The 24888-nt window shown below is 67.6% G+C and carries 18 protein-coding genes and 1 riboswitch; of the genes, 6 read left to right on the top strand and 12 right to left on the bottom strand.

All coding sequences use genetic code 11. The annotated features are described in order from the left end of the window. Positions 1 to 39: 39 nt before the first annotated feature. Positions 40 to 831 (top strand): DUF3047 domain-containing protein, encoded by a 792-nt coding sequence (locus ACFQNJ_RS10890; protein WP_374640250.1) that lies wholly within the window; start codon positions 40 to 42, stop codon positions 829 to 831. Positions 832 to 837: 6 nt separating this feature from the next. On the opposite strand, the gene ACFQNJ_RS10885 is transcribed toward ACFQNJ_RS10890, so the two are convergent. From ACFQNJ_RS10885 to ahcY, 5 genes are all read right to left on the bottom strand, one after another. Further along, on the bottom strand, positions 838 to 2115 hold the full coding sequence (locus ACFQNJ_RS10885; protein WP_382257048.1) for an O-acetylhomoserine aminocarboxypropyltransferase/cysteine synthase family protein: 1278 nt from the start codon (positions 2113 to 2115) through the stop codon (positions 838 to 840). Positions 2116 to 2152: 37 nt separating this feature from the next. Next, positions 2153 to 2524 (bottom strand): septal ring lytic transglycosylase RlpA family protein, encoded by a 372-nt coding sequence (locus ACFQNJ_RS10880; protein ID WP_374640252.1) that lies wholly within the window; start codon positions 2522 to 2524, stop codon positions 2153 to 2155. 3 nt (positions 2525 to 2527) lie between these two features. After that, positions 2528 to 3355 carry a methylenetetrahydrofolate reductase [NAD(P)H] gene (gene metF, locus ACFQNJ_RS10875; protein WP_382257047.1) on the bottom strand — a complete coding sequence of 276 codons (828 nt, stop codon included), beginning with the start codon at positions 3353 to 3355 and terminating at the stop codon, positions 2528 to 2530. After that, a complete protein-coding gene (locus ACFQNJ_RS10870; RefSeq protein ID WP_382257044.1) occupies positions 3340 to 4104 on the bottom strand; it encodes a TlyA family RNA methyltransferase in 765 nt (254 codons plus the stop codon). The genes metF and ACFQNJ_RS10870 overlap by 16 nt, the downstream gene beginning before the upstream one ends. A gap of 134 nt (positions 4105 to 4238) precedes the next feature. Next, positions 4239 to 5672 carry an adenosylhomocysteinase gene (gene ahcY, locus ACFQNJ_RS10865; RefSeq protein ID WP_382257042.1) on the bottom strand — a complete coding sequence of 478 codons (1434 nt, stop codon included), beginning with the start codon at positions 5670 to 5672 and terminating at the stop codon, positions 4239 to 4241. Between the two features lie 70 nt (positions 5673 to 5742). Next, positions 5743 to 5833, bottom strand: a riboswitch (S-adenosyl-L-homocysteine riboswitch). A 121-nt stretch (positions 5834 to 5954) separates the two neighbouring features. Here ahcY and ACFQNJ_RS10860 point away from each other — a divergent pair. Then, the gene (locus ACFQNJ_RS10860; protein ID WP_374640256.1) at positions 5955 to 6743 is read left to right on the top strand and encodes an HAD-IIB family hydrolase; all 789 of its coding nucleotides are present in this window, start codon (positions 5955 to 5957) and stop codon (positions 6741 to 6743) included. Further along, entirely contained in the window at positions 6740 to 7969 is a 1230-nt protein-coding gene (locus tag ACFQNJ_RS10855; RefSeq protein WP_382257039.1) for an MFS transporter, read from the top strand. Before ACFQNJ_RS10860 ends, ACFQNJ_RS10855 begins: the two co-directional genes overlap by 4 nt. Positions 7970 to 7990: 21 nt before the next feature. On the opposite strand, the gene ACFQNJ_RS10850 is transcribed toward ACFQNJ_RS10855, so the two are convergent. The 3 genes from ACFQNJ_RS10850 to ACFQNJ_RS10840 all read right to left on the bottom strand — a co-directional run bounded on the left by ACFQNJ_RS10850 (position 7991) and on the right by ACFQNJ_RS10840 (position 10276). Continuing rightward, a complete protein-coding gene (locus tag ACFQNJ_RS10850) occupies positions 7991 to 9112 on the bottom strand; it encodes a YeeE/YedE family protein (protein ID WP_382257036.1) in 1122 nt (373 codons plus the stop codon). 104 nt (positions 9113 to 9216) lie between these two features. Beyond that, on the bottom strand, positions 9217 to 9948 hold the full coding sequence (locus ACFQNJ_RS10845; protein WP_382257033.1) for a class I SAM-dependent methyltransferase: 732 nt from the start codon (positions 9946 to 9948) through the stop codon (positions 9217 to 9219). 10 nt (positions 9949 to 9958) lie between these two features. Next, positions 9959 to 10276, bottom strand: coding sequence for a hypothetical protein (locus ACFQNJ_RS10840; RefSeq protein ID WP_382257030.1), 318 nt, complete (start codon positions 10274 to 10276; stop codon positions 9959 to 9961). Positions 10277 to 10379: 103 nt separating this feature from the next. On the opposite strand from ACFQNJ_RS10840, the gene ACFQNJ_RS10835 reads away from it, so the two are divergent. Then, positions 10380 to 11282: an SMP-30/gluconolactonase/LRE family protein gene (locus tag ACFQNJ_RS10835; RefSeq protein ID WP_382257027.1), complete on the top strand. Its 903-nt coding sequence runs from the start codon at positions 10380 to 10382 to the stop codon at positions 11280 to 11282. A 30-nt stretch (positions 11283 to 11312) separates the two neighbouring features. Here the strand turns inward: ACFQNJ_RS10835 and uvrA are convergent, their stop codons facing one another. Next, positions 11313 to 17330: an excinuclease ABC subunit UvrA gene (uvrA, locus tag ACFQNJ_RS10830; RefSeq protein WP_382257024.1), complete on the bottom strand. Its 6018-nt coding sequence runs from the start codon at positions 17328 to 17330 to the stop codon at positions 11313 to 11315. Positions 17331 to 17460: 130 nt separating this feature from the next. Between uvrA and ACFQNJ_RS10825 the strand changes: the two genes are divergently transcribed. Beyond that, complete coding sequence (locus ACFQNJ_RS10825; RefSeq protein WP_382257021.1) at positions 17461 to 18585, top strand: ABC transporter substrate-binding protein; 1125 nt, start codon at positions 17461 to 17463, stop codon at positions 18583 to 18585. A 19-nt stretch (positions 18586 to 18604) separates the two neighbouring features. Here the strand turns inward: ACFQNJ_RS10825 and ACFQNJ_RS10820 are convergent, their stop codons facing one another. From ACFQNJ_RS10820 to ACFQNJ_RS10810, 3 genes are all read right to left on the bottom strand, one after another. Then, positions 18605 to 19042 (bottom strand): universal stress protein, encoded by a 438-nt coding sequence (locus tag ACFQNJ_RS10820; protein ID WP_382257018.1) that lies wholly within the window; start codon positions 19040 to 19042, stop codon positions 18605 to 18607. Between the two features lie 104 nt (positions 19043 to 19146). Next, on the bottom strand, positions 19147 to 21987 hold the full coding sequence (fdhF, locus tag ACFQNJ_RS10815; RefSeq protein ID WP_382257015.1) for a formate dehydrogenase subunit alpha: 2841 nt from the start codon (positions 21985 to 21987) through the stop codon (positions 19147 to 19149). Further along, on the bottom strand, positions 21984 to 23711 hold the full coding sequence (locus tag ACFQNJ_RS10810) for an NADH-ubiquinone oxidoreductase-F iron-sulfur binding region domain-containing protein (protein ID WP_382257013.1): 1728 nt from the start codon (positions 23709 to 23711) through the stop codon (positions 21984 to 21986). Before ACFQNJ_RS10810 ends, fdhF begins: the two co-directional genes overlap by 4 nt. A gap of 101 nt (positions 23712 to 23812) precedes the next feature. Between ACFQNJ_RS10810 and ACFQNJ_RS10805 the strand changes: the two genes are divergently transcribed. Then, the gene (locus ACFQNJ_RS10805; RefSeq protein WP_382257010.1) at positions 23813 to 24883 is read left to right on the top strand and encodes a substrate-binding domain-containing protein; all 1071 of its coding nucleotides are present in this window, start codon (positions 23813 to 23815) and stop codon (positions 24881 to 24883) included. The last annotated feature ends 5 nt before the right edge of the window (positions 24884 to 24888 follow it).

Raw genomic sequence — 24888 nt, 5'->3', positions numbered from 1 at the left:
TCGGTCACCGGGGATGGCACATCCTCTAACATTGACACCATGAATGTCACATCTCAAGGGTGGGCAGCTCGCGTCGTCCGGCTGGCCCTGTTGCCGTTGACTGCCGTCCTGCTGGGCGCGTGTGCCGCATGGTCGCCCCATTCCACGGAACTGGTGGACCCTTCACCCTGGGCAGAGGCAACCACATTGCCGGAGACGGATCAGGAGCAGGCCTGGTTCCACCAGAAGTTCGGCAACCGCACGCCCACCCGCTACACGGTCACCACGCACCAGGGCAGGCCGGCGCTGCAAGCCGACAGTGATGGCGGCGACAGCCTGATGCGTCTGCGGCTGGCCGCCGACGCCCCGCAGATCGGTGTCCTGCGCTTCTCGTGGTTTGCCGAACAGCTCAACGCCGAAGCCGACGTCGCGGATACCGGTGCGGATGATGCGGTGGTCAGGGTAATCCTGCAGTTCGGTGGTGACCGCGGCCGTTTCTCTGCCAGGGATCAGCGGCTCTCCGACCTGATGCAGTTGGTGACCGGTGAGCCACTGCCCTATGCGACGCTGATCTATGTCTGGGATCCGGTGCGTCCGGTCGGCACGGTGATCCCGCATCGCCGCAGCGACCGCATCCGCAAGCTGGTGGTGCAAAGCGGCCCGCAGGGCCTGGGGCACTGGGTCGATCTGGAAAGGGACGTGGCCGCCGACTACCGGCTGGCCTTCGGCAAAGCCCCGGAGCGGCTGGAGGGCATCGCCCTGATGACCGACAGCAACAACACCGGGGTACGCAGCCGGGCCTGGTATGGCCCGCTGCGCTGGATCCCGGCAGAGGCCCGGCCGGGATCCTGAGCGCGGTCAGACGGCGCCGAGTGCCTGGTCCAGGTCAGCGATCAGGTCGTCGATGTGTTCGATGCCGATCGACAGGCGGACCATGTCGGTGCTGACGCCCGCCTTCTTCAGCTCGTCCGGGTTGAGCTGGCGGTGCGTGGTGGACGCAGGATGGCACGCGAGCGACTTGGCATCGCCGATGTTGACCAGACGCGTGAACAGCTGCAACGCGTCCTGAAAACGTGCACCGGCCGCGATGGTGTCGTCCGCCTTGAGGCCGAAGCTGATGATGCCCGACGCGCGACCGCCCATGTACTGCTTGACCAGTCCGTGATCCCGGTGGTCGGGCAGGCCGGCGTAGTTGACCCAGCCCACCTTGGGGTGGTTTTTCAGGTGCTGTGCCACCTTCACGGCGTTCTCGCAGATGCGGTCCATGCGCAGCGCCAGCGTCTCGATGCCCTGCAGGATCTGGAACGCATTCATGGGAGACAGTGCCGCACCCATGTTGCGCAGCGGCACCACGCGGGCCCGCGCGATGTAGGCGGCCGGGCCCAGAGCCTCGGTGTAGACCACGCCGTGATAGCTCACGTCGGGTTCGTTCAGTCGCTTGAAGCGCGCCTTGTGCTCAGCCCAGGGGAACTTGCCGGAGTCGACGATGGCACCACCGATGCTGGTGCCGTGACCGCCCAGATACTTGGTCAGCGAGTGCACCACGATGTCGGCACCGTGCTCGAACGGGCGGCACAGGTAGGGGCTGGGCACGGTGTTGTCCACGATCAGCGGCACGCCGGCCGCATGCGCCACCTTCGCCAGCGCGCCGATGTCGGTCACGTTGCCCAGCGGGTTGCCCACCGATTCGCAGTAGATGGCTTTGGTGCGCTCGTCGATCAGTGCGGCGAACGCGGCCGGGTCGCGCGGGTCGGCAAAGCGCACCGTGATGCCCTGCTGCGGGAAGGTGTGCGCGAACAGGTTGTAGGTGCCACCGTAGAGCGTGGAGGCCGAGACGATGTTGTCGCCCGCTTCAGCGATGGTCTGGATGGCATAGGTGATGGCCGCCATGCCCGAAGCCACGGCCAGCGCGCCGATACCCCCTTCCAACGCCGCGATGCGGGCTTCGAGCACCCCGTTGGTGGGGTTCATGATGCGGCTGTAGATGTTGCCCGCCACCTTCAGGTCGAACAGATCGGCACCATGCTGGGTGTTGTCGAAGGCGTAGGCCACCGTCTGGTAGATCGGCACCGCCACGGCCTTGGTGGTGGGATCGGGGGTATAGCCGCCGTGCACGGCGAGGGTTTCAAGCTTCATCGGTTTCCTCCTCGGGTTGCGCGGCGGGTGCCGCAAATCACTCTCGGGACAACTGTACGCGCGCCACACCCAGATGCTGGATGCCCAGGGCGCGCGCCGCTGCGGCGCTGAGATCAATTTCTCGCTCGCGCTTGACCGGTCCCCGGTCGTTGATGCGGACCACCACCTCCCGCCCCGTATCGAGGCTGCGCACCCGCAAGCGTGTGCCGAAGGGCAGTTGCCGGTGGGCGGCCGTCAGCTCGTTCATGTCGAAGCGTTCGCCGCTGGCAGTGCGCCTGCCATGAAGCTCCTGCCCGTACCAGGAGGCCAGCACAACCACCGCATCGCCACCGCGGTCGGGCCCACTGGCGCATCCCGCCAGGACCGCCAGCGTCAAGAGGATCAGAGCGCGACGGACAGACCCTGACATGGGTCAACCCTGCAGGCGGCGCACGATTTCCAGGGTCGCGGCGCTCTGGTTCATGGTGTAGAAATGCAGCGCCGGGACCCCGGCGTTGCGCAACTGGTCACACAGGTCGGTGACCACGTCCAGACCGAAGGCCTTGATCGACGCGGCGTCATCCCCAAAGGCCTGCAGGCGCAGGCGGATCCAGCGCGGTACCTCGGCGCCACAGCTGTCGGCAAACCTCAGAATGCCGCTCGAGTTGATGATGGGCATGATGCCTGGCACCACCGGCACATAGGCGCCGAGCTTGTGCGCGTCGTCCACGAAGCGGAAGTAGGCGTCGGTGTTGAAGAAGAACTGCGTGATGGCCGAGCTGGCGCCGGCCTTGACCTTGGCGACATAGGCCTGCACGTCCGCCTCGGGCGATCGGGCCTGCGGGTGCATCTCGGGATAGGCCGCTACCTCCAGGTGGAAATGGTCACCTGTCTCGGCCCGGATGAAGGCCACCAGGTCCGCCGCATAGCGGAACTCGCCCATGCTGCCGTAGCCGCTGGGCAGGTCACCACGCAACGCCACCAGACGGCGCACGCCCATGGCCTTGAACATGGCCAGCTTCTCGCGCACCGATTCGCGCGAGGCACCGACGCAGGTGAAGTGCGAGGCCCCCTGCTGGCCCTCGTCCAGGATGGCCTGCACAGTCTGCAGCGTGCCATCCTGCGTGGAGCCGCCGGCGCCATAGGTCACCGAGCAGAACTCGGGCTTGAGCGCGTACAAATCCTGCCGCACCTGGCGCAACTTATCGACACCCTCGGGCGTCTTGGGTGGAAAGAATTCGAAACTCAGGGGTAGGCCCATACAAAAAACTCCCGGTTGCCATCACCACCGGTGATGGCACTGTCGAAATAGTCGCACAGGCGCAGGCCGTTGTCCTGGCAGGCCTGCGCGATGCGCTCTTGCACGAGCGGGTAACTCGCGGCGTCCTTCACCAGCCCGCCCTTGCCAATGTGTTCGGGCTGCAGCTCGAACTGCGGCTTGACCAGCATCAGCAGACCATGGCCAGACGCCTTGAGCAGCGGCGCGATGGCCGGCCACACCAGCGTCTGCGAAATGAAGGACAGGTCGCCGACGATCAGGTCGAACGGCGCTGCCGCTGCGGCGCCCCCGGCGTCCAGCAGCCGCTGCGCCGTCAGCTCACGCGCGTTCAGGTGCTCGATACAGACCACCCGCGGGTCGCTGCGCAGCCGCGGGTGCAACTGCCCCTGCCCCACGTCCACCCCCACCACCTGCGCCGCGGCGCGCTGCAACAGGCAGTCGGTGAAACCACCGCTGCTCTGCCCCACATCGAGGCAGCGCAGGCCGGTCACATCCAGGCCGCAGTGGGTGAGCGCGGCGTCGAGCTTCAGACCGCCGCGCGACACGAACCGTGTCTCCGACGAATCCTGCAACTCGAACTCCACCGTCTCACGCAGCTCCTCGCCGTTCTTGGTGACCAGCTTCCAGTCGCCACCCGGCAACCGCCAGCGCACACCCGCCGCAATCAGCCGCTGGGCCTGAGAACGCGAAGCCGCAAGGCCCCGCTCAACGAGCAATTGGTCAGCACGCATAAAGAACGAAGCAAGGTCGCCGGAGCGAAACGAGCGGTCCGAAGGCCGCGAGCGTCCAGGGCGCCGCGGAACCGGCTCCGCCGGGCCGCCAGCGCCGCCCCCTGGGGGGTGACGCCGCAGGCGGCGCGGGGGGATCAATACCGATACGTGTCGGGCTTGTACGGACCCTGCTTCGGCACACCGATGTAGGCGGCCTGTTCGTCGCTCAGCTCGGTCAGCTTGGCGCCGACCTTCTTCAGGTGCAGGCGGGCCACCTTCTCGTCCAGGTGCTTGGGCAGCACGTACACCTTGCCGGCGTCGTAGCCGTCGGGGTGACAGAACAGCTCGATCTGGGCAATGGTCTGGTTGGCGAACGAGGAGCTCATCACGAAGCTGGGGTGGCCGGTGGCGCAACCCAGGTTCACCAGTCGGCCCTTGGCCAGCAGGATGATCTTCTTGCCATCGGGGAAGATGACGTGGTCAACCTGCGGCTTGATCTCTTCCCACTGGCACTTGGCCTCCAGCGAGGCAACGTCAATCTCGTTGTCGAAGTGGCCGATGTTGCAGACGATGGCCTCGTCCTTCATCTTCGCCATGTGGTCATAGGTGATCACGTTCTTGTTGCCGGTGGCGGTGACGAAGATGTCGGCCTGGCTGCAGGCGTCGTCCATGGTCACCACGCGGTAGCCTTCCATGGCCGCCTGCAGGGCGTTGATCGGATCGATCTCGGTCACCCACACCTGGGCGCTCAGGGCGCGCAGTGCCTGGGCCGAGCCCTTGCCCACGTCACCGTAGCCGGCCACCACGGCGACCTTGCCGGCGATCATCACGTCTGTGGCGCGCTTGATGCCGTCGACCAGCGATTCGCGGCAGCCGTAGAGGTTGTCGAACTTGCTCTTGGTGACCGAGTCGTTGACGTTGATGGCGCGGAACATCAGCGTGCCCTTGGCCGACATTTCCTTGAGGCGGTGCACGCCGGTGGTGGTCTCTTCGGTCACGCCGATGATCTGCGCGCTCTTGCGGCTGTACCAGGTGCTGTCCTCGGCCAGCTTGGCCTTGATGGCGGCGAACAGGACGCGCTCTTCCTCGCTGCCGGGGTTGGCCAGCACGGCGGGGTTGGTCTCGGCCTGCTTGCCCAGGTGCATCAGCAGCGTGGCATCGCCGCCGTCGTCCAGGATCATGTTCGGGCCTTCGCCTTCGCTGCCCTTGGCGCCGAATTCGAAGATGCGGTGGGTGTAATCCCAGTAGTCCGTCAGGGACTCGCCCTTGACGGCGAACACCGGGGTGCCGGCGGCAGCAATGGCAGCAGCGGCGTGGTCCTGGGTGGAGAAGATATTGCACGAAGCCCAGCGCACCTGGGCGCCCAGCGCCTGGAGGGTCTCGATCAGCACGGCCGTCTGGATGGTCATGTGCAGCGAGCCGGTGATGCGCGCGCCCTTGAGGGGCTGCTTGGCCGCGTACTCTTCGCGGATGGCCATCAGGCCGGGCATCTCGGTCTCGGCGATCTTGATCTCTTTGCGGCCCCAGTCGGCCAGGCCGATGTCGGCGATGACGCAGTCGGTGGCGACGGCGGGAATGCGTGCGTTCATAGGTTTTGCTCCAAAAGCGACGTTTTGAGAAAACCACTGACGGGGGGAATCGGGCTCACCTCACTCGTACAGTGGATGAGCGTCGTTGCGAAGAAGGGTCCGAGCCTCACGCCCCGCGGCCGCAAACCTGCGGTGGGGACGCTGCAACGCTCCTCGGATGGGCTGGATTCTAGCCCAAGGCCAGTTTTCCGCCCAAACTGATTTCGGCCAAGCCGAGGTCGACTGGAGGGTTATGGCATGCTCGGGCGACCAACGGTCCTGAGCGACCCTGCCCCTCTGATCATGACACCCCTGGAAAGCTGGCCACCGGCCGAACGTGCACGCATCCGCGGCGTGCTCACCGACATCGACGACACCCTGACCACCGACGGCGCCCTGTCCATCGAGGCCCGCGATGCGCTGCAGCGCCTGCAGGACGCCGGTCTGCCGGTCTTTGCCATCACGGGCCGGCCGGCCGGCTGGAGCGAACCCTTCGCCCTGGACTGGCCGGTGCAGGCCATCGTCGCGGAAAACGGTGCCGTCGCCCTGTGGCGCGATGCGAATGGACAACTGGCCAAGGACTGGCTGCAGAACGCAGCCACCCGCGCCGACCACTTCCGGCGGTTGCAGGCCGTGGCGCAGGAGGTGCTGCGCCGGGTACCACAGGCCCGGCTGGCCACCGACAGCCCTGGACGCGAAACCGACATCGCCATCGACCACAGCGAGTTCCACCACCTGTCGGCCGCCGAGATCGAGGCCGTGGTGGCCATCATGACCGCCGGGGGTTTGCGGGCCACCGTGAGCTCGATCCACATCAACGGCTGGATCGGCGACCACGACAAGCTGGTCGGTGCCCGCTGGATCCTGCGCGAACGCATGGGCATCGACCTGGACGCCGAACTCGACCGGTGGGTGTATGTGGGCGACTCCACCAACGACGCCCGCATGTTCGGGCACTGCGTGCACACCGTCGGTGTCGCCAACATCCGCCGCTTCTGGGACCAGCTGTCACACCGGCCCCGCTACGTGACCCACCGCGAACGCGGTGCGGGTTTTGCCGAGCTGGCACAGGCGCTGCTGGAGTCGCGATGAGCCCGCCCGGACAGCCAGAGGCCGGTCGTGTCACGGTGCCGGCGCCTGCGCCCCACGCGGGACGGGGGCTGGCCGCGATTTTCGGCGCGACCTTCTGTGAACTGGTGGGCGTGTTCATGCTCACGCCCCTGCTGCTGCTGCGGCTCAAGGACGCAGGCGTATCCACCGCCCTGGCCGGCCTCTTTGCGGCCACCGGCTGGGTGGGCATCTTCCTGGTCACCCCGCTGGCGTCGGCGGTCACCCAGCAGTTCGGGCGTCGCCCCACCCTCTGGCTGTCGGCGGCCGTACCGGTGGTCACCGCTGCCGGCTTTGGACTGACCGATCACCTGCCGACCTGGTTTCTGCTGAACCTGATCGCCGGCATGGCGGGCGGGCTCCGCTGGGTGCTGGCCGAGGCCATCGTGGCCGAGTTCGCGCCGGCGCACCGGCGCGGACAGATGGTGGGTCTGTTCGAGACCATGGTGGGCGCCACGTTCGTGATCGGTCCTGCGCTGCTGGCCGCCGTGGGTTCCACCGGCGATGCGGCCTTGTGGATCGCTTTTGGCTGGCTGCTGGCGGGCCTGCTGTGGACCGCCCTCATCCCTCGACTGCCCGGCGCCGGGGACCAGCACAGCGCGTCGGTCGGCTGGCGTGGCGTCTGGCAGGCGCTGAAGGCCCATCCGCTGATCATGGCGGTGGGGTTCATCGGCGGTTTCTTCGAAAGCGGGCTGACGTCCATCCTGCCCCTGTACGGGCTGGCGCTGGGGCTGGGCAGCGCCGTGGCGGCGCTGCTGGTGTCCGCCAGCGGCCTGGGCAGCGCGCTGATGATGTTGCCTGCAGGCATGCTGGCCGATCGCATGGCCCACCACCCCCAAGGGCGCTGGGGCAACGAGGCCCATGCGCGACTGCTGCTCATGCGGCTCTGCGCGATCATCACCCTGATGGCCACCCTGGTCATTCCCTTCGTGGCGGGAACACCGTGGCTGGCGGCGCCAGTGGCCTTCGTCTGGGGTGGCGCCGGCGGTTGCCTCTATACCCTGGCGATGATCGACATCGGCTCGCGCGAGGAAGGCATCACGCTGGTCAACAGCACCGCGGTGCTGGTGCTGTCCTACACCGCCGGCGGCGTGCTGGCACCAGCCCTGGGTGGTGTGGCGCTGCAGTGGTCACCGGCCCTGGGCTTCCCGGCCCTGCTGCTGTTCACCGCGATGCTGGGCGTGTGGCTGTTGCGCCGCGAACCGCGCTGAACGAACCGCCCACGTAAAGCCTCAGGGCGCGGCACTGGGTGCGCTGACCGCCGTCGGCGTTTCGCCTACAGCGGGCACAGGCGCCGGCGCCGTCTTGTGGGCACCGTCCAGCACACGGTCAGCCACACCGCCGCCGATCCACATGCCCACCAGCGTGAGCCAGGCGGTCACGGCAAAGATGGCGCCGCCGGTCATGCCGGCGCCCACGGCACACCCTCCGGCCAGCATGGAACCGAACCCCATCAGGATCGCACCGATGATGTAGCGCGGCATGGTATATCCGCCGCCAAAACCTTCGAGCTTCCAGTCCCGCCCGACCAGGGCGCCCACCAGCGAACCCAGGAACACGCCAGGCATCAGGCCCAGGCCGAAAGTCCAGGGTTCGCCGGGTTCGGCCAGCACCCGCATCAGCCACTCGGCCGACGGCCCGCTGAAGGTCAGCCCCTGGATCTGCACCGGCTCGAAAGAGTGGCTCATGACCTGGTAGGTGCCGGCCCAGGCCAGCGCCACCATCAACCCGGTACCGATGCCGCCGGCCCACTTCCAGAAACCCCAGCCGCTGTAATATGCAAAGAAGCCGGCGGTGACCATCCACACCGCGCCAAAGGCCAGCCCGTCCATGGGGCGCCCGCCCACCAGAGCCAGCAGGCTGCGCGAAGGTCCGCCATCGACCACCCACCAGCTGGCCATCGTTTCACGCAAGGGCGCCAGTACGCCGCCCAGCGACGCCTGCGCGACCACCGCAAAGATGAGACCCGACAGCAGGGCCCGGAGGTTGCCGTTGGCCGACAGCACCAGCAGGCGGCTGGCACAACCACGGGTCATGACCATGCCGACGCCGAAGATCAGCCCGCCCAGGAGGGCACCGGAAAGGCTGCCGCGGGCAGCGATCTGACGGGCAGTGCTGATGTCCAGCCAGCCCGCCACGATGAACAGTTGCACGGCGACCACCGAAGTGGCGAACGCCAGCAACCAGACCGCCAGCTTCTCGCCAAACTGGCCGTGCCAGAACTCGATGACGGCCGCACGCAGGCAAAAACGGGATCGCTGGGCGAAGAAGCCGAAGCCCACCCCCACCGCCAGACCGGCGACGGCCAGCACGGCCGGTTCGCCCCATTGCTCGATCCAAGCCGTCCAGTCCATGAAGGCACCTTGCATCTGAATATCAGGATGCGACGATGTTAATACCCTGCCCGGTTCGGTGTCTTGATGCAGCGCAACACCGCCGGTGACGCAGGGTGGGTTGTTCAGCGCCGCCGCAGGGGTGACTGGTACAGCCATACCGGTTTGCCCGGCACGGTTTCGAGGCGGGCGGTCGGCTTGAAATCTGGTGCGGCGAACTCCAGGCTGACCAGCCAGGCCCCCGGCCTGAGCTCGGCCGCCGCCTTCTCCATGGCACGCGGCATGCTCTCAGGCCGCTGGAAGAGGTAAACCATGTCACAGGCGGACCAGTCCTGCGCCCAGATGTCGGCCCGACGCACCCGGGCAAAACGGCAGCGCAGCTGGCACCACAGAGCCAGTGGCCAGCTCCACTCCCAACCCAGCAGTTGCGCCTGCGGGTATTGCTGGTGCAGGGCGGTCAGACCGGCACCCAGGCCGCAGCCGGCATCCACCACCACCGCACCGACCCGCAAGGGGGCCGCACCGGCCAACCCGTCCAACGCGGCGGAAGGGGTCGGAAACAGCGGAGCATCGCCCCAGCTGCCCAGGGGATACAAGGCCAGCAGCAACAGCAGGGGCAGCAGCCAGACCCAGGCAGGCAGAGCCCCGGCGGCGCCACTGGCCAACACCGACAGAGGGAAACCGGCCAGCATGAACAGACGGCGCCAGGGCGTGCGGCCGGTCCAGGCCAGCGCGCCGCCCACCAGCAGGGCCAGCAGGAACGCCGGGAGCAGACCCAGGCCCGCGGCGCGCAGGCCCAGAAAACAGGCCCAGGCCAGCGCCCAGGACAGCAAGGCAGGAAGGGGCCAGATCAGCATGACGGGATTGTCACCGCTCGCTGCGCAGGCTGGCGTCGCAACCCACACCGGCGGCGATCCAGCGCTGCGCCAGTCGACGCAACAGGGGCGCAGCCCAGGCCCATCGAGCCCCCAGCACACCGGCCGCATCGCTGACGGCCCCGCAACGGTACAGACTCTGGCGCTCATCCCAACGCAAGGCATCACAGGCGCCGGTGCGTCGACCTGAGATCACCTGACCCAGCGGACAGGGTTCGGCCAGACAGCACACGCCACAGCCGTTGCAGGGCTCACCCTCCTCTGGCTGTGTCGGGGCGGCTGGATGGATATGGATGACCTGATGGTGCACGGCCCAAGCGTAACGCAAGCGACACGCGGTCACCGCCGTGCGCTTGCGTTGCCCGGACGCCCTCGTCTATCGTGACCGCTTCATCACAAGCACAGGAGACATCATGGCCATCGATCCGCGGTTTTCCGTTCTGGTGGACGGTTACACGTTCTTTGAAAGTCCCCGCTGGCACGGCAACCGCCTCTGGCTGTCGGACTTCTACACCCATCAGGTCATTCGTGTCGACCTGCAAGGGCAGGTAGAGAAGGTGGCCGATGTCGCGCAGCAACCCTCGGGCATGGGCTGGTTGCCGGACGGCCGGCTGCTGGTGGTGTCCATGCGTGACCGCAAGGTCCTGCGCCAGGAACCCAACGGACGCCTGGTGGTGCACGCCGACCTGTCCGCCGTCGCGGGCGGACATGCCAACGACATGGTGGTCGACGCCCAGGGCCGGGCCTACGTGGGCAACTTCGGCTTCGACCTGATGGGCGGTGGCACGCCGCAGACCGCCAGCCTGGCACGCGTCGACCCGGATGGCACGGTTCACACCGTCGCCACCGGCCTGTATTTTCCCAATGGCGCCATGATCACACCCGATGGCCGGACGCTGATCGTCGGGGAAACCATGGGCAACCGGATCTCGGCGTTTGACATCAGGGACGACGGCAGCCTGGGTCCGCGCCGGGACTGGGCCACCTGGGGCCCATTGCCTCCCCTGACCGACACCCCCACCGTGCTGGGCGCCCTGACAGCCGCGCCGGACGGCGCCACACTGGATGCCGAGGGCGCGGTGTGGTTTGCCGACGCGGTGGGCCATCGCGTGGTGCGCATGGCCCCCGGTGGTGAGATCCTGGAGACCATTTCGACCGGAGAGCAAGGGGCCTTTGCCTGCACGCTGGGTGGCCCCGACGGGCACACCCTGTTCATCTGCGTGGCGCCGGACTTCCACGAGCATGCACGCCAGGCAGCTCGCGAGGCCGCCATCTGGACCACCCGGGTGGGCGTCCCGGGCGCCGGCCGTCCCTGAACACAGCCGCCCGTCACGCGGGCGGCCCACTCAGCGCGCCAGCACCGGCGCCAGCACCTGGCCGGTGTGCGTGCCCAGGCGCACCACTTCTTCCGGCGTTGCGGCCGCCACGACGCGGCCACCGCCCGAGCCGCCTTCCGGTCCCAGGTCGATGATCCAGTCGGCCTCGGCCATCACGTCCAGGTCGTGCTCGATGACCACCACGCTGTGGCCGCCATCCACCAGCCGGTGCAGCACTCGGATCAGCTTTTCCACATCGGCCATGTGCAGGCCCACCGTGGGTTCGTCGAGCACATAGAGCGTGTGCGGCGCCTTCTGGCCGCGGCGGCCGACCTCGTCGCGCACCTTGGACAGTTCGGTCACCAGCTTGATGCGCTGCGCCTCGCCGCCGGACAGCGTGGGTGAGGGCTGTCCCAGCGTCAGGTAACCCAGCCCCACGTCCTTGAGCAGTTGCAGCGGGTGGCTGATGGCCGGCATGGACGCGAAGAACTCCACGGCCTCATCCACCGCCATCTGCAGCACCTCACCGATGTTCTTGCCCTTCCAGGTGACCGCCAGGGTCTCGGGGTTGAAACGCGCGCCATGGCAGACCTCGCAAGGCACCTTCACATCGGGCAGGAAGCTCATCTCGATGGTGCGCAGGCCCTGCCCTTCGCAAGCCGGGCAGCGGCCTTCGCCGGTGTTGAAGCTGAAGCGCCCGGGTCCGTAGCCGCGCGCCTTGGCCTCCAGCGTGTCGGCGAACAGCTTGCGCACCGTGTCCCAGAAGCCGATGTAGGTGGCCGGGCAACTGCGTGGCGTCTTGCCAATGGGTGTCTGGTCGACTTCAAGCACCCGGTCGACCACTTCGGAGCCCAGCAGCTTGCTGCAGCCGACCCAGGCCGGGCGCGCGCCCTCGTTGTCCCAGGCCTGGCGGCCGGCGAAGGTGCTGCGCATGGCCACGGCTTCGGCCACATTGGTCAGCAGCACGTCGCGAGCCAGGGTGGACTTGCCCGAACCGCTGACGCCGGTGACCACCACCAGGCGCTTGAGCGGCACGTCCACATCCACCTGTTGCAGGTTGTGCAGGGTGGCGCCGCGCAGTTCGAGTTGGTCGGTCTCGGCGGTCACCGCCCGGCGCGGCTGCAGCGGGTGCTTCATCGCGTGCAGCAGGTAACGCCCGGTCAGCGACTCCTCACTGTTCGACAGGTCGGCCACCGTGCCCTGCGCCACCACGCGGCCGCCGCGTTTGCCGGCGCTGGGGCCGATGTCGATGATGTGGTCGGCGCGGCGGATGGTGTCCTCGTCGTGCTCCACCACCACCAGGGTGTTGCCCATGTCGCCCAGCTTGTGCAGCGCGTCCAGCAGGATCTGGTTGTCGCGCGGGTGCAGGCCGATGGTCGGCTCGTCCAGCACGTAGCACACGCCCTGCAGGTGGCTGCCCAGTTGGGCGGCCAGCCGGATGCGCTGCGCTTCGCCGCCACTGAGCGTGGGCGCGCCACGGTCCAGCGTGAGGTAGCTCAGCCCCACTTCCTCCAGGAAGGCCAGACGGCTTTCGATCTCGGGCAGCAGGTCGCGCGCGATGTCGGCCTCACGTGAGCTCATGCCGCCGTCGGCCATCATGGCCCGGATCTTCTGGCGCACCTCACTCACCGACAGCCGCGCGATGTCGGTGATGCCCACGCCACCGAAGCGCACCGCCCGGGCCTGGGCGTTCAGGCGGGTGCCCTCGCAGCTCGGGCAGACCTCGTCGGCCAGGTCCTCGACCTCGGGCTCGGCAAAGCTCTGCTCGCGCCCGCGCTCCTTGTCGTCCCGCACCGAGTCGTCCAGCACCTTGCGCTGTTCGCGCGAAAGTTTGATGCCTGTGCCCACGCAGTCGGGACACCAGCCGTGCTTGCTGTTGTAGGAGAACAGGCGCGGGTCCAGTTCCGGGTAGCTGGTGCCGCAGGCGGGGCAGGCACGGGTGGTGGAAAACACCTCCAGCCGCCCCAGCCCGGCCGTCGAGCGGCCCTCGGCCATGGCGGAGGCCAGTCCATCCATTTCGGCCAGCAGGTGCACCGTCCCCTTGCCGATCTCCAGGGCCTTGGCCAACTGGGTGCGCAACCAGGCTTCGTTGGCCGGATCGACCACCCCATCGGCCACCGGCAGCTCAATGGTGTGTTCCTTGAAACGGTCGATGCGCGGGAATCCGGTGGTGGGCAGAAACTCGCCGTCCACCCGCAGATGCGTGTAGCCGCGCGGGCGCGCCCAGTCAGCCAGTTCGGTATACACGCCTTTGCGGTTGACCACCAGCGGTGCCAGCAGACCGATGTGCTGTCCGGCGTAACGCCGCAAGATGGCCGCCGCGATGCTGTCCGGGCTTTGCGGCATCACCGCCGCACCGTCGTGCACGCAATGCTGGATGCCCAGCTTGACATACAACAGGCGCAGGAAATGCCAGACCTCGGTGGTGGTGCCGACGGTCGACTTGCGACCGCCACGGCTCAGGCGCTGTTCGATGGCCACCGTGGGGGGAATGCCGTAAACCGCGTCCACCTCTGGGCGCCCCGCGGGCTGCACGATGCTGCGGGCGTAGGCGTTGAGGCTCTCCAGGTAGCGCCGCTGGCCTTCGTTGAACAGGATGTCGAACGCCAGGGTGGACTTGCCCGATCCGCTGACACCGGAAATCACGTTGAACTTGCCGCGCGGAATGTCCACACTCAAGCCCTTGAGGTTGTGTTCGCGGGCGTTGACGATGCGGATGCTGCCTTCCCCTTGGTCGACGGCCACATGCAGGTGGCCAGGCCCGCCCAGGTTCGCCAGCGAGGGAGGCTGGCCGGGTGACGATTTGGCGCGAGCGTATGAGGAGCCCGGCCTGGCCCCCTCGCTGGCAGCGAACGCAGCGCCCGCTTCCGACGCCGACAGCAGCTCTCCCATGGCCTCGGCATAGTCGCGCAGCGCCCTGGCGGTGTGGCTCGACGGATGCTGGCGCACCTCTTCCGGCGGCCCCTCGGCCACCACCAGTCCGCCGCCGCTCCCTCCTTCGGGTCCGAGGTCGATCAGCCAGTCGGCACTGCGGATCACGTCCAGGTTGTGCTCGATGATGATCAGCGAATGACCCGCCTCCAGCAACTTGCGCAAGGACCGCATCAGCTTGGCGATGTCGTCGAAGTGCAGGCCGGTGGTCGGTTCGTCAAACAGGAACAGGGTGCCTTTCCTGGCCAGCGACTGGCGACTGGAGGAGGCGCTCTTGGCGGCCTCGGCCAGGAAACCCGCCAGCTTCAGTCGCTGGGCCTCCCCGCCCGAGAGCGTCGGCACGGGCTGCCCCAGGCGCACGTACTCCAGCCCCACATCCACGATGGGCTGCAGGGCGCGGATCACCTCCCGATCGGCACGGAAGAGCTGCGCGGCTTCGCTCACCGTCAGCTCCAGCACATCGGCCACATTGAGCATGCGCCCGCCACGCTCGATGCGCACCTCCAGCACCTCGGGCCGGTAGCGCTTGCCGTCGCAGTCCGGGCAGCGCAGGTAAACGTCGCTGAGGAACTGCATTTCCACATGCTCGAAGCCCGAACCCCCACAGGTGGGGCAACGGCCATCGCCGCTGTTGAAGCTGAACTTGGCCTGTGTGTAGCTGCGCTGGCGCGACAGCGGTGCGTCGGCGAACAGGGCGCGGATGGCGTCCCAGGCGCCCACATAGCTGACCGGGTTGGAGCGCGCCGTCTTGCCGATGGGTGACTGGTCCACATAGACGACCTCGCTCAGGTGGTCGGCACCCAGCAGGCGGTCGTGCGCACCGGGCGATTCGGTGGCCTTGCCGAAATGGCGCAGCAACGCAGGCGCCAGCACATCCTGGATCAGGGTGGACTTGCCCGAGCCGGACACACCGGTCACCACCACCAGACGCTGCAGCGGAAACTCGACGCTGACGTCCCGCAGGTTGTGCTCGCGCGCGCCTTCCAGAATCAGGCGTGGCGTGCTGTCGGTCACCATGCGCTTGAAGCCCATGCCCACCTGCTTGCGCGCCCCCAGGTAGGCACCGGTCAGGGTGTCGGCACCTCGGATTGCCTCGGGTGTGCCGTCGAACACGATCTGGCCCCCGCGCTCGCCGGGGCCGGGGCCCATGTCGATCAGGCGGTCGGCCGCCAGCATCACGGCCGGGTCGTGCTCGACCACCACCAGGGTGTTGCCGGCGTCCCTCAGGCGCAGCATGGCGTCGTTGATGCGGGCCATGTCGCGCGGGTGCAGGCCGATGCTGGGCTCATCGAGCACGAACAGGGTGTTGACCAGCGAAGTGCCCAGCGCGGTCGTCAGGTTGATGCGCTGGACTTCACCGCCGCTGAGGGTGCGGCTCTGCCGGTCCAGCGTGAGGTAGCCAATGCCAACTTCGCAGAGGTAACGCAGTCTGGTGTTGATTTCCTCGAACAGCAGCTTGAGGGCCTGCTGCTCGCCAGAACCTTTGCTGCTTCCGTTGGGGATCGCAGCCGACGAAACACCCGGTGAGGAAGGGGGTGTACCGGGCAACGATTTCTGCTCGCAGTATGAGGCGCCCGGCGCACCCCCTTCCTCGACCGCGCTGACCAACGACGTCGCGAGCGCATCGAAAAAACGCCGCAAATCAGTCAACGGCATCAGCATCAGGTCGTGCAGGCACAGCCCGGGCAATGCCTGCAACTGTTCGCGCGACCACTTCACACCCTGTGGGAGGTAACGCTGCTCTGGGGGCAGCACCACGTCGGCCTGAGCCTTCGTGCCGATGCGCCAGAGCAGGCTGTCGCCTTTCAGGCGGGCGCCGCCGCAGCTGGGACACTCGGTGTAGCTGCGGTACTTGGACAGCAGCACCCGGATGTGCATCTTGTAGGCCTTGCTCTCCAGGTACTCGAAGAAGCGGGCTATGCCGTACCAGTGCTGGTTCCACTTGCCATTCCAGTTCGGCGACCCGAACTTCACCCAGTGCTGCTGCTCCGGTGTCAGCTTGCTCCAGGGCGTGTCGCGCGGAATGCCGGCCGCCTCGGCGTGCTTCATCAGATCGTCCTGGCATTCTTTCCAGGCCGGTGTCTGAAACACCTTGACGGCGCCGTTGCGCAAGGTGAGCTTGTCGTCCGGAATCACCAGGCCATAGTCGACGCCGATGACCCGGCCAAAGCCGCGACAGCTCTCGCAGGCCCCGACCGGCGAGTTGAAGGAGAACATCGAGGGCGTGGGCTCGGTGTAGCGGATGTCGCTCTCGGGGCAGTGCAATCCGGTGGAGAACTTCCAGATGTCAGCCTCGCCCTCGTCGCGCAACACATACACCATCAGCTTGCCGGATCCGCGCTTGAGCCCGGCCTCGATGGCCTCCATCACCCGCACTGGCTCTGCATTGCTCAGGCGAAACCGATCGGCCACCACATCCAGCAGCTTGACGGCCTCGATCACCGGCTTGGCCTTTTTGCCCTTGGCCGGCGCCTCATCCTTCACTTCCCGCTGCACGATCCGTTCGGCCTGCACACGCGTGTAGCCGCTGGCCGAAAGCCACTGCTCGATTTCCTCCGGCGTGGTCGAGGCCGGCAGCTCGACCGGGAAGGTGACGACCAGACGCGGATCGCCCTGAGCCAATTCGCGCCGCTGGAGCTCCTCGAAGATCGACTCGGGCGAGTCGTGTCGCACGGGCAAGGCGGTGTCGCGATCGAACAGCTGCGCACCCCGCGCAAACAGCAGCTTGAGGTGGTCGTTCAGCTCGGTCATGGTGCCCACCGTCGAACGTGACGAACGCACCGGATTGGTCTGGTCGATGGCAATGGCCGGCGGCACCCCCTCGACCCGGTCGACGGCCGGCTTGTCCATGCGGTCCAGGAACTGGCGCGCGTAGGCACTGAAGGTCTCGACATAGCGCCGCTGCCCTTCAGCGAACAGGGTGTCGAACACCAGGCTGGACTTGCCCGAGCCGCTGGGGCCGGTCACCACCGTCAGTTCCCCGGTGCGGATGTCCAGATCCAGGTTCTTGAGGTTGTGCTGGCGCGCCCCCCGGATCCGGATCACGCCGGTGCCTCCATCAGGGACAGGATCGGTGGACGAGCGGATCGGGGACGTGGTGGACGGATCGTGAGACATGCAGGACTCCAAGCCTGGGGGCCAATCATTCTAGGCAGGCCCGCAAGGCCAGGCACCTGACTACGTCATTCCCACAATGCATCCGCCGCGCTGACGCACTAGAGTGGTGCAATCTGTCCGGAGTCCGTTCATGCCGCACCTTTTCCCTTTGCTGCGCACCAGCCTGACCACCCTGATCCTGTCCTGTGCCGTGGTGCCCGCGTGGTCACAACTGCGCATCGGTCAGCCCTCGGGCTTCACCGGTTCGGTGGCCGCCGGTGTCAAAGAGAACACCGAGGGTGCCCAACTGTATTTCGACGCCGTCAATGCCAAAGGCGGCGTCAACGGCCAGAAGATCGAGCTGATTTCGGTCGACGACCGTTTTGACCCGAAGGTCACGGTGGAGGTCGCGCGCGACCTGATCGTCCAGAAGAAAGTGCTGGCCCTGTTCCTGAACAGGGGCACGCCGCATGCCCAGGCGTTGATGCCGCTGCTGGCCGAATACAAGGTGCCACTGGTCGCACCGTCCACCGGCGCCATGGTCCTGCACGCCCCCGTTCATCCCTGGGTGTTCAACGTCCGGGCCACCTATCAGCGTGAAGCCATCCGGGCGATTGAACACCTGGCGGCCATCGGGATGACCCGACTGGCGGTGCTGGAAACCGACGACTCCTTCGGCGCAGACGCAGCGGCCGGCGCGGCCAAGGGCTTCGCCGAGGCCAAGCTCAGCCCGGTGTTCCAGGCCAAATTCCCGCGAGAGAACCCCGTGTTCACCGATCTGGCGGGTCAGGTCAAAGCCAGTGGCGCCCAGGCCGTCCTGATCTTCGGATCGGCGGGCAACACCGCCAACGCGGTCAAGGCACTGCGCACCAGCGGATCCCGCGCCCAGGTGGTCACCCTGTCGAACAACGCTTCCGACGGCTTCATCAAGCTGCTGGGCGAACACGGCCGTGGCGTGATCGTCACCCAGGTGTTTCCCTACGAGCGGTCGGTGGCTTCGCCCCTGATCAAGGAGGCCATGGATCTGGCCAAGGCCCGTGGGCTCGACACGGTGTCGCCCGCCATGATGGAGGGTTTTGCGGCGGCCAAGGTCATGGTTGAGGGGCTGCGCCGCGCGGGCGGATCGCCCACACCCGAGAAGTTGCGGGATGCCCTGGAGAGCATCCGCAACTACGACATGGGCGGTCTGAAGGTCAGCTACGGGCCTGACAACCACACCGGCCTGGACTTCGCCGATCTGTCGATCGTCGACGCGTCGGGGCGCTTCCGCCGTTGACGGCGGACCGCCAGGCTGATCAGCCCTTGGCCACCAGCACCGGCACCGGTGCGTGGGTCAGCACCTTTTGGGCGACGCTGCCCAGAATCAGGGCCTTGACACCCTGGCGGCCGTGCGAGGCCATGACGATCAGGTCGCAGTCCTCGGCCTTGGCGGTTTCCAGGATGCCTTCATAGACCACATTGCGCTCGATCGTATCCCCGGAAAACTTCACACCTTCAGCGGCACAGGCCTTGCCGATGGCGTCCAGCGCCTGTCCGGCCGCGTTGCGGGCTTCGGACATGTAGGCCTGCAGGCCGGCGGCCGAGGCGTCGCCGATGCCGATGTAGGGGAACGGGTCGATCACGTAAACACCGATGACTTCGGCACCCTGGCTCTTGGCCAGTTGGGCGGCGGTGGTGGCGGCAGAGGTGGCCAACGCGGAACCGTCGGTGGGCACGAGGATCTTCTTGAACATGGGGTCTCCTGTCAGGTCGTTTCGTTGCGGGAAGCGTCAGTGATGGTGTCACTGACGCTTGCGTGCATCCTAACGGAGATCCATGGCCAAGCCCTTGCGGCGGATCAAGAGTGATGCGGGTGACCGGCCCTGACGGGCTCCACCGTCACGGCACAGTACTTGAGCTCCGCAATCTTGCCGAACGGATCGAGCGCCGGATTGGTCAACAGGTTGGCCGCCGCCTCGGCATAGGCAAAGGGAATGAAAGCGGTGTTGGCCGGCGTACCCTCATCCAGACGGACCGTGAGTGCCACCTGCCCACGCCGTGACCGCACGCGTGCCGCATCACCGCCCCCCAGCCCCAGGCGTTCAGCGGTCTGCGGATGCAGGCTGACCACCGGCGCTGGCTCGATGGCCCCCAGGACATCGGACCGTCGGGTCATGCTGCCGGTATGCCAATGCTCCAGTTGGCGACCGGTGATCAGCACCAGCGGGTAATCGGCATCGGGCTCTTCGGCGGGCGGCCGCAAGGCGGCCGGGACCAGCCGTGCGCGACCGGTGGGGGTCGGATAGCCGTCGGTGAACACCACCGGATGCCCCGGATCGGTTTCATCGGCCACCGGGTAGATGACGGCAGCTTCGCGCTGAAGGCGCGCCCAGGACAGACCGGCGATGCTGGGCATGAGCTGTCGCATTTCCTCGAACACCGCGCCAATGCCGCAGGCGGCACCAGCGGTGGCGCTGCCATCGGGGGCCACGTCATAGCGCCAGGGCAAGCCCAGGCGCCGCGCCAGCTGTTCGGTGATCCAGGCATCGGCCCGCGACTCACCGGGCGATGGCACCGCCTTGCGGCCCAGCTGCACGCAGCGATCGGTGTTGGTGACACTGCCGGTTTTCTCGGGCCAGGCGGTGGCGGGCAGGATCACATCCGCCAAGCTGGCCGTCTCGGTCAGGAAGATGTCCTGCACCACCAGATGGTCGAGCCGCGCCAATGCCTCGCGCGCATGGGTGGCGTCGGGGTCGCTCATGGCCGGGTTCTCGCCCTGGATCAGCATGGCGCGGATCTGTCCATCGTGAGCAGCGTTGATGATCTCCACCACCGTCAGCCCCGGCTCCTCACCCAGGCTGCCCGGCGGAAGGCCCCACAAGGCCTCGGCCTTGTGGCGGGCATCGGGCTCGCTGACACGGTGGTAGTCCGGCAGCACCATGGGGATCAGCCCCGCATCGCTGGCGCCCTGCACATTGTTCTGCCCGCGCAGCGGATGCAGCCCGGTGCCAGGCCGACCGATCTGGCCCGTCACCATGGCCAGCGCAATCAGGCTGCGGGCGTTGTCGGTGCCGTGGGTGTGCTGGCTCACGCCCATGCCCCAGAGGATCATGCTGGCACGGGACGTGGCGTAGGCACGCGCCACCTCGCGGATGGTGTCGGCATCGATGCCGCAGACCGGGGCCATCGCTTCCGGGCTGAAGTCCGCGACATGGGCTTTGAGCAACTCGAAGTCCGTCGTGTGGGCATCAATGTAGGCGGTGTTGGCCAGCCCTTCGGCGATGATGGTGTGCAGCATCGCATTGAGCAGCGCCACATCGGTGCCGGAGCGAAAGCCCAGGTAGCGCCAGGCGTGCCGGGCCAGTTCGGTGCGGCGCGGATCGGCCAGCACCAGCTTCGTGCCCTGACGGATGGCGTTCTTGATCCAGCTGGCACCCACCGGGTGGTTCTGCGCCGGGTTGGCCCCGATGACGATGACGATCTCGGCCTTCGCCACATCGCGCAGCGGGTTGCTCACCACCCCGGAACCCAGTCCCTCCATCAGCGCCGCCACGCTGGAGGCGTGGCACAGGCGCGTGCAATGGTCCACGTTGTGGGTGCCGAAGGCGCTGCGGATGAGCTTCTGGAACAGGTAGGCCTCTTCGTTCGTGCCCTTGGCCGAGCCGAAGCCGGCCACCGGGGATTGCTTGCCCCTGGCAGACGTGCTGGCCAGGATACGCCGGAAGCCGGCGGCCGCCGCGTCCAGGGCCTCGTCCCAGCTGGCTTCACGGAACTGCGCGCGCACCTGCTCCGGCGTCAGCCGGTGCACCACCGCCACCGGGTCCTTGGCCACGCCTTCGCGCCGGATCAGTGGCATGGTCAGCCGGTCCGGACTGTGGGCGTAGTCGAAACCGAAGCGCCCCTTGACGCACAGCCGCTCCTCGTTGGCGGGCCCGGCCTTGCCCTCCACATGCTCGATGCGCCCGTCGCTCACGTGGTAGGTCAACTGGCACCCGACGCCGCAGTACGGGCAAACGGAATCGACCTGTTGCTGCGATGGACGGGCATAGGCGCCGTTGGCCGGGGCGATGGCGCCGGTGGGGCAGGCCTGCACGCACTCGCCGCAGGCCACGCACGTGCTCTGACCCATCTGATCGGCCTGGTCGAACACGATCTGCGCATGACCGCCACGGAAGGCCAGACCCAGCACGTCGTTGCCCTGCACGTCGCGGCAGGCGCGTATGCAGCGGGTGCACTGGATGCAGGCGTCCAGGTTCACGGCCATCGCCACATGGGACAGATCCCGTGCCGCTGCGGGCCTGGCCGGGTAACGTCCTGGCTGCGCGCCGGCCTTCGCGGCCCAATGCGCCAGCTCGCTGTCGTACTTGAGAACCGTGGTATCCGACGCATCGCTGAGCAGCAGCTCCAGCACGGTCTTGCGGGCCGAGGTCGCCCGCTGGCTTTCGGTCTTCACCACCATGCCCGCCTGCGGGGCGCGGCAACACGAGGGCGCCAGCACGCGTTCACCCTCGATTTCGACCACACAGGCCCGGCAATTGCCGGGACTGCCCAGGCGGTCGCTGTGGCACAGGTGGGGAAGTTCGATACCCACGCGGCGGGCCACTTGAAGCAGGGTCTCGCCGGGCCGCGCTTCCTGAGGCTGGCCATCCAGAGTGAAGGCAATGGGCGTCATGTCCCGCGGGAGGTCATCGGTCTTCATCGGGCGTCCTCCCCGTTGACTTCGTGGGCAAAGAAACGGAGCACCGAGTCCACCGGGTTGGGCGCCGCCTGGCCCAGGCCGCAGATGGAGGCATCGCGCATCACTTGAGACAACTCGCCCAGCAGGTCCGCGTCCCACACCGGTGCCTGCAGCAGCTGCACCGCCTTGGTGGTGCCGGCTCGGCAGGGTGTGCACTGGCCACAGGACTCGTGCTCAAAAAACCGCATCAGGTTGAGCGCGGCATCGCGCGCGCGGTCGTGCTGGCTGAGCACCACCACCGCCATCGACCCGATGAAGCAGCCGTGTTCGGCCAGGGTGTCGAAATCCAGCGGCACGTCGGCCAGACGCGCGGGCAGGATGCCACCCGACGCACCACCGGGCAAGTAGGCGTACAGCTCATGACCCGGCGGCATGCCACCAGCAAACTCGTCGACCAGCTCGCGCAGCGTGATGCCGGCGGGCGCCAGGCGCACGCCGGGCCGGTTCACACGGCCGGAGACCGAAAAGCGTCGCAGACCGCTGCGACCGCGCCGCCCCTGCGCCGCCAGCCAGGCGCCACCCTTGTCTAGGATGACCGGCACCCACCACAGCGACTCCAGGTTGTGCGCCAGCGTGGGCTGCCCGAAGACCCCGTGCAGCGCCACGATGGGAGGCTTGAGGCGCGGCATGCCACGCTTGCCTTCGAGCGATTCGATCAGGGCCGACTCTTCACCGCAGATGTAGGCGCCCGCGCCGCGTCGCAGTTCGATGGCGGGCGCCTGATAGCCAGGGAAGGCCTGCCCGAACCCGGTCAGCGCGGACTGCAGCAGCTCCAGCGCCAGGGTCAGGTGCACGCGTGCGTCGTGGTACTCGTCGCGCAGATAGAGCCAGATCCGGTCCGCGCCGACCACCTGCGCCGCAATCAGCGCACCTTCCAGCATCTGCATCGCTCCCGCCTGCGGGTCGGTGAGCACGGCCCAGTCCTTGAAGGTGCCGACCTCGCCTTCGTCAATGTTGACCACGAGGTGTCGTGGGCCCGCATGTGCGCGCACGGTTTCCCACTTGCGCCAGGCCGGGAAACCCGCCCCACCCAGCCCCCGCAGCACGGAGGCCTTGAGCTCGGCCAGTACGGCGTCGGCCGTCAGTGCGCCCGACAGCAAGCGCCGCAACTGCGGCAGATCGGACAGCTGAGGCGCCGGCAGTGCACGTGGGCCGGTCTGGCCGCTGTCCACCAGCGCCCGCACCGCGTCCGCCGTGGCTTCAGGCAACTGCCGCTGACCGACACAGGCGGCCGGCGCACCATGGCACAGACCGATGCACGGTGCGGCTTCGACCCGCGCGCTGGTGCCCATCTGGCGCTGCAGGTCCGCCAGCAGCGACTCGGCACCGGCCATGGCGCAGGACAGGCTGGTGCACACGCGCACCACCGTGGCCGGCACCTCGGCCTCGTCTTCGACCACATGAAAGTGGTGATAGAAGCTGGCCACCTCGAAGACCTCGACCTGGCTCAGGCGCAGGTGTTCCGCCAATGCGGCCAGGTGGCCTTTTCGCAGAGCGCCTTCGGCGTCCTGCAAGCGATGCAGATGCTCGATCAGCAGGTCACGGCGGGGGGCAAGGCCCGCACACAGGGCCTGCACGCGCTCGCGTACCGACGGCTGCACCTGCCGCCCCTTGGGCGTGGCGCGCGGACCGCGTCTGGCCGGCTCGGCTCGCAGGGGAATCACCCGGGTCGTCGTGGCGCCCATGTTGTCTCCGGTGTCATGAATCAGCGGAGGAGCGTAGCACCCGCCCCACCGTCAAATATGTGATTGAATGCATATTTGACCCCTTCAACGGCTTTACGTCCATGTGGCACATCGAGCTCTCCGCGCAATGGCGTATCGGTCCGGACCGAGAGCAGTTGCAGGACGCCAGCACACTGCTGGCGCTGCTGGCCGCGGTGCAGGCCGGCGGCAGCCTGGCGCAAGCCGCGCGCGAGCTCGGCCTGTCCTACCGGCATGCCTGGGGGCTGGTCGGACAGGCGGAGGCCTCGCTGGGACAAGCCCTGATGCTGCGCGGCCGGGGCCAAGGTTCCCACCTGACCGAAACCGGAAAGCGGCTGGTCTGGGCCGACGCGCGGGTGACAGCCCGGCTGCAACCGCTGCTGGCATCGCTGGCATCCGAGGTCGAGGGCGATCTGGGACGCAGTCAGCGCAAGGATCGGGCCGTGCCGCGCCTGCATGCCAGCCATGGCTTTGCCGTCGCCCGCCTGCACGAGCACCTGAGCACGCGGCAGGTGGCGGTGGAATTGCGCTACCGCAACAGCCTGGAGGCGGTGGCCGCCCTGGCGCAGGGCGACTGCGAACTGGCCGGCTTTCATGTGCCACTGGGTGAATTCGAGAAAGCGGCCGCGCAGCGGTTCCGACCCTGGCTGCATGAGGGATCGCATCGCCTGGTGCAACTGGCCGTGCGCACCCAGGGCCTGTTTCTGGCACCGGGCAACCCCTTGAAGATGGCCGGCATACACGACCTTCGCCGCCGGGGCATTCGCTTCGTCAATCGCCCCGAAGGTTCAGGCACCCGGGTGCTGACCGATCTGCTGCTGCAGCGCCACGGCATCCATGCGCGGGAGGTGGCTGGCTACGACAACACCGAACTGACCCACGCGGCCGTGGCCGCCTACGTGGCCAGCGGCATGGCCGATGCCGGCATTGGGGTGCAGACAGCGGCCGAGCGTTTCGGACTGGGTTTCATCCCGCTGCTGCGCGAGCGGTACTTCTTTGCGATCCCGTCCGACGGCGAGCACAGGCGCATGCTGCAACCCATCCTGACGGCCCTGCAATCGGCGAGCTTCCGGTCGCAGGTGGCATCGCTGCCAGGCTACGAGGCCGCAGACACGGGCCGGGTGCTGAGCATTGCCGAGGCTTTCGGGGACTGAATCGG

This window comes from Hydrogenophaga bisanensis, assembly GCF_042665135.1.
Lineage (GTDB): Bacteria > Pseudomonadota > Gammaproteobacteria > Burkholderiales > Burkholderiaceae_C > Hydrogenophaga > Hydrogenophaga bisanensis.
Note: the sequence above shows the minus strand (reverse complement) of the source record. Positions and strands in the feature narration are given on the sequence as shown.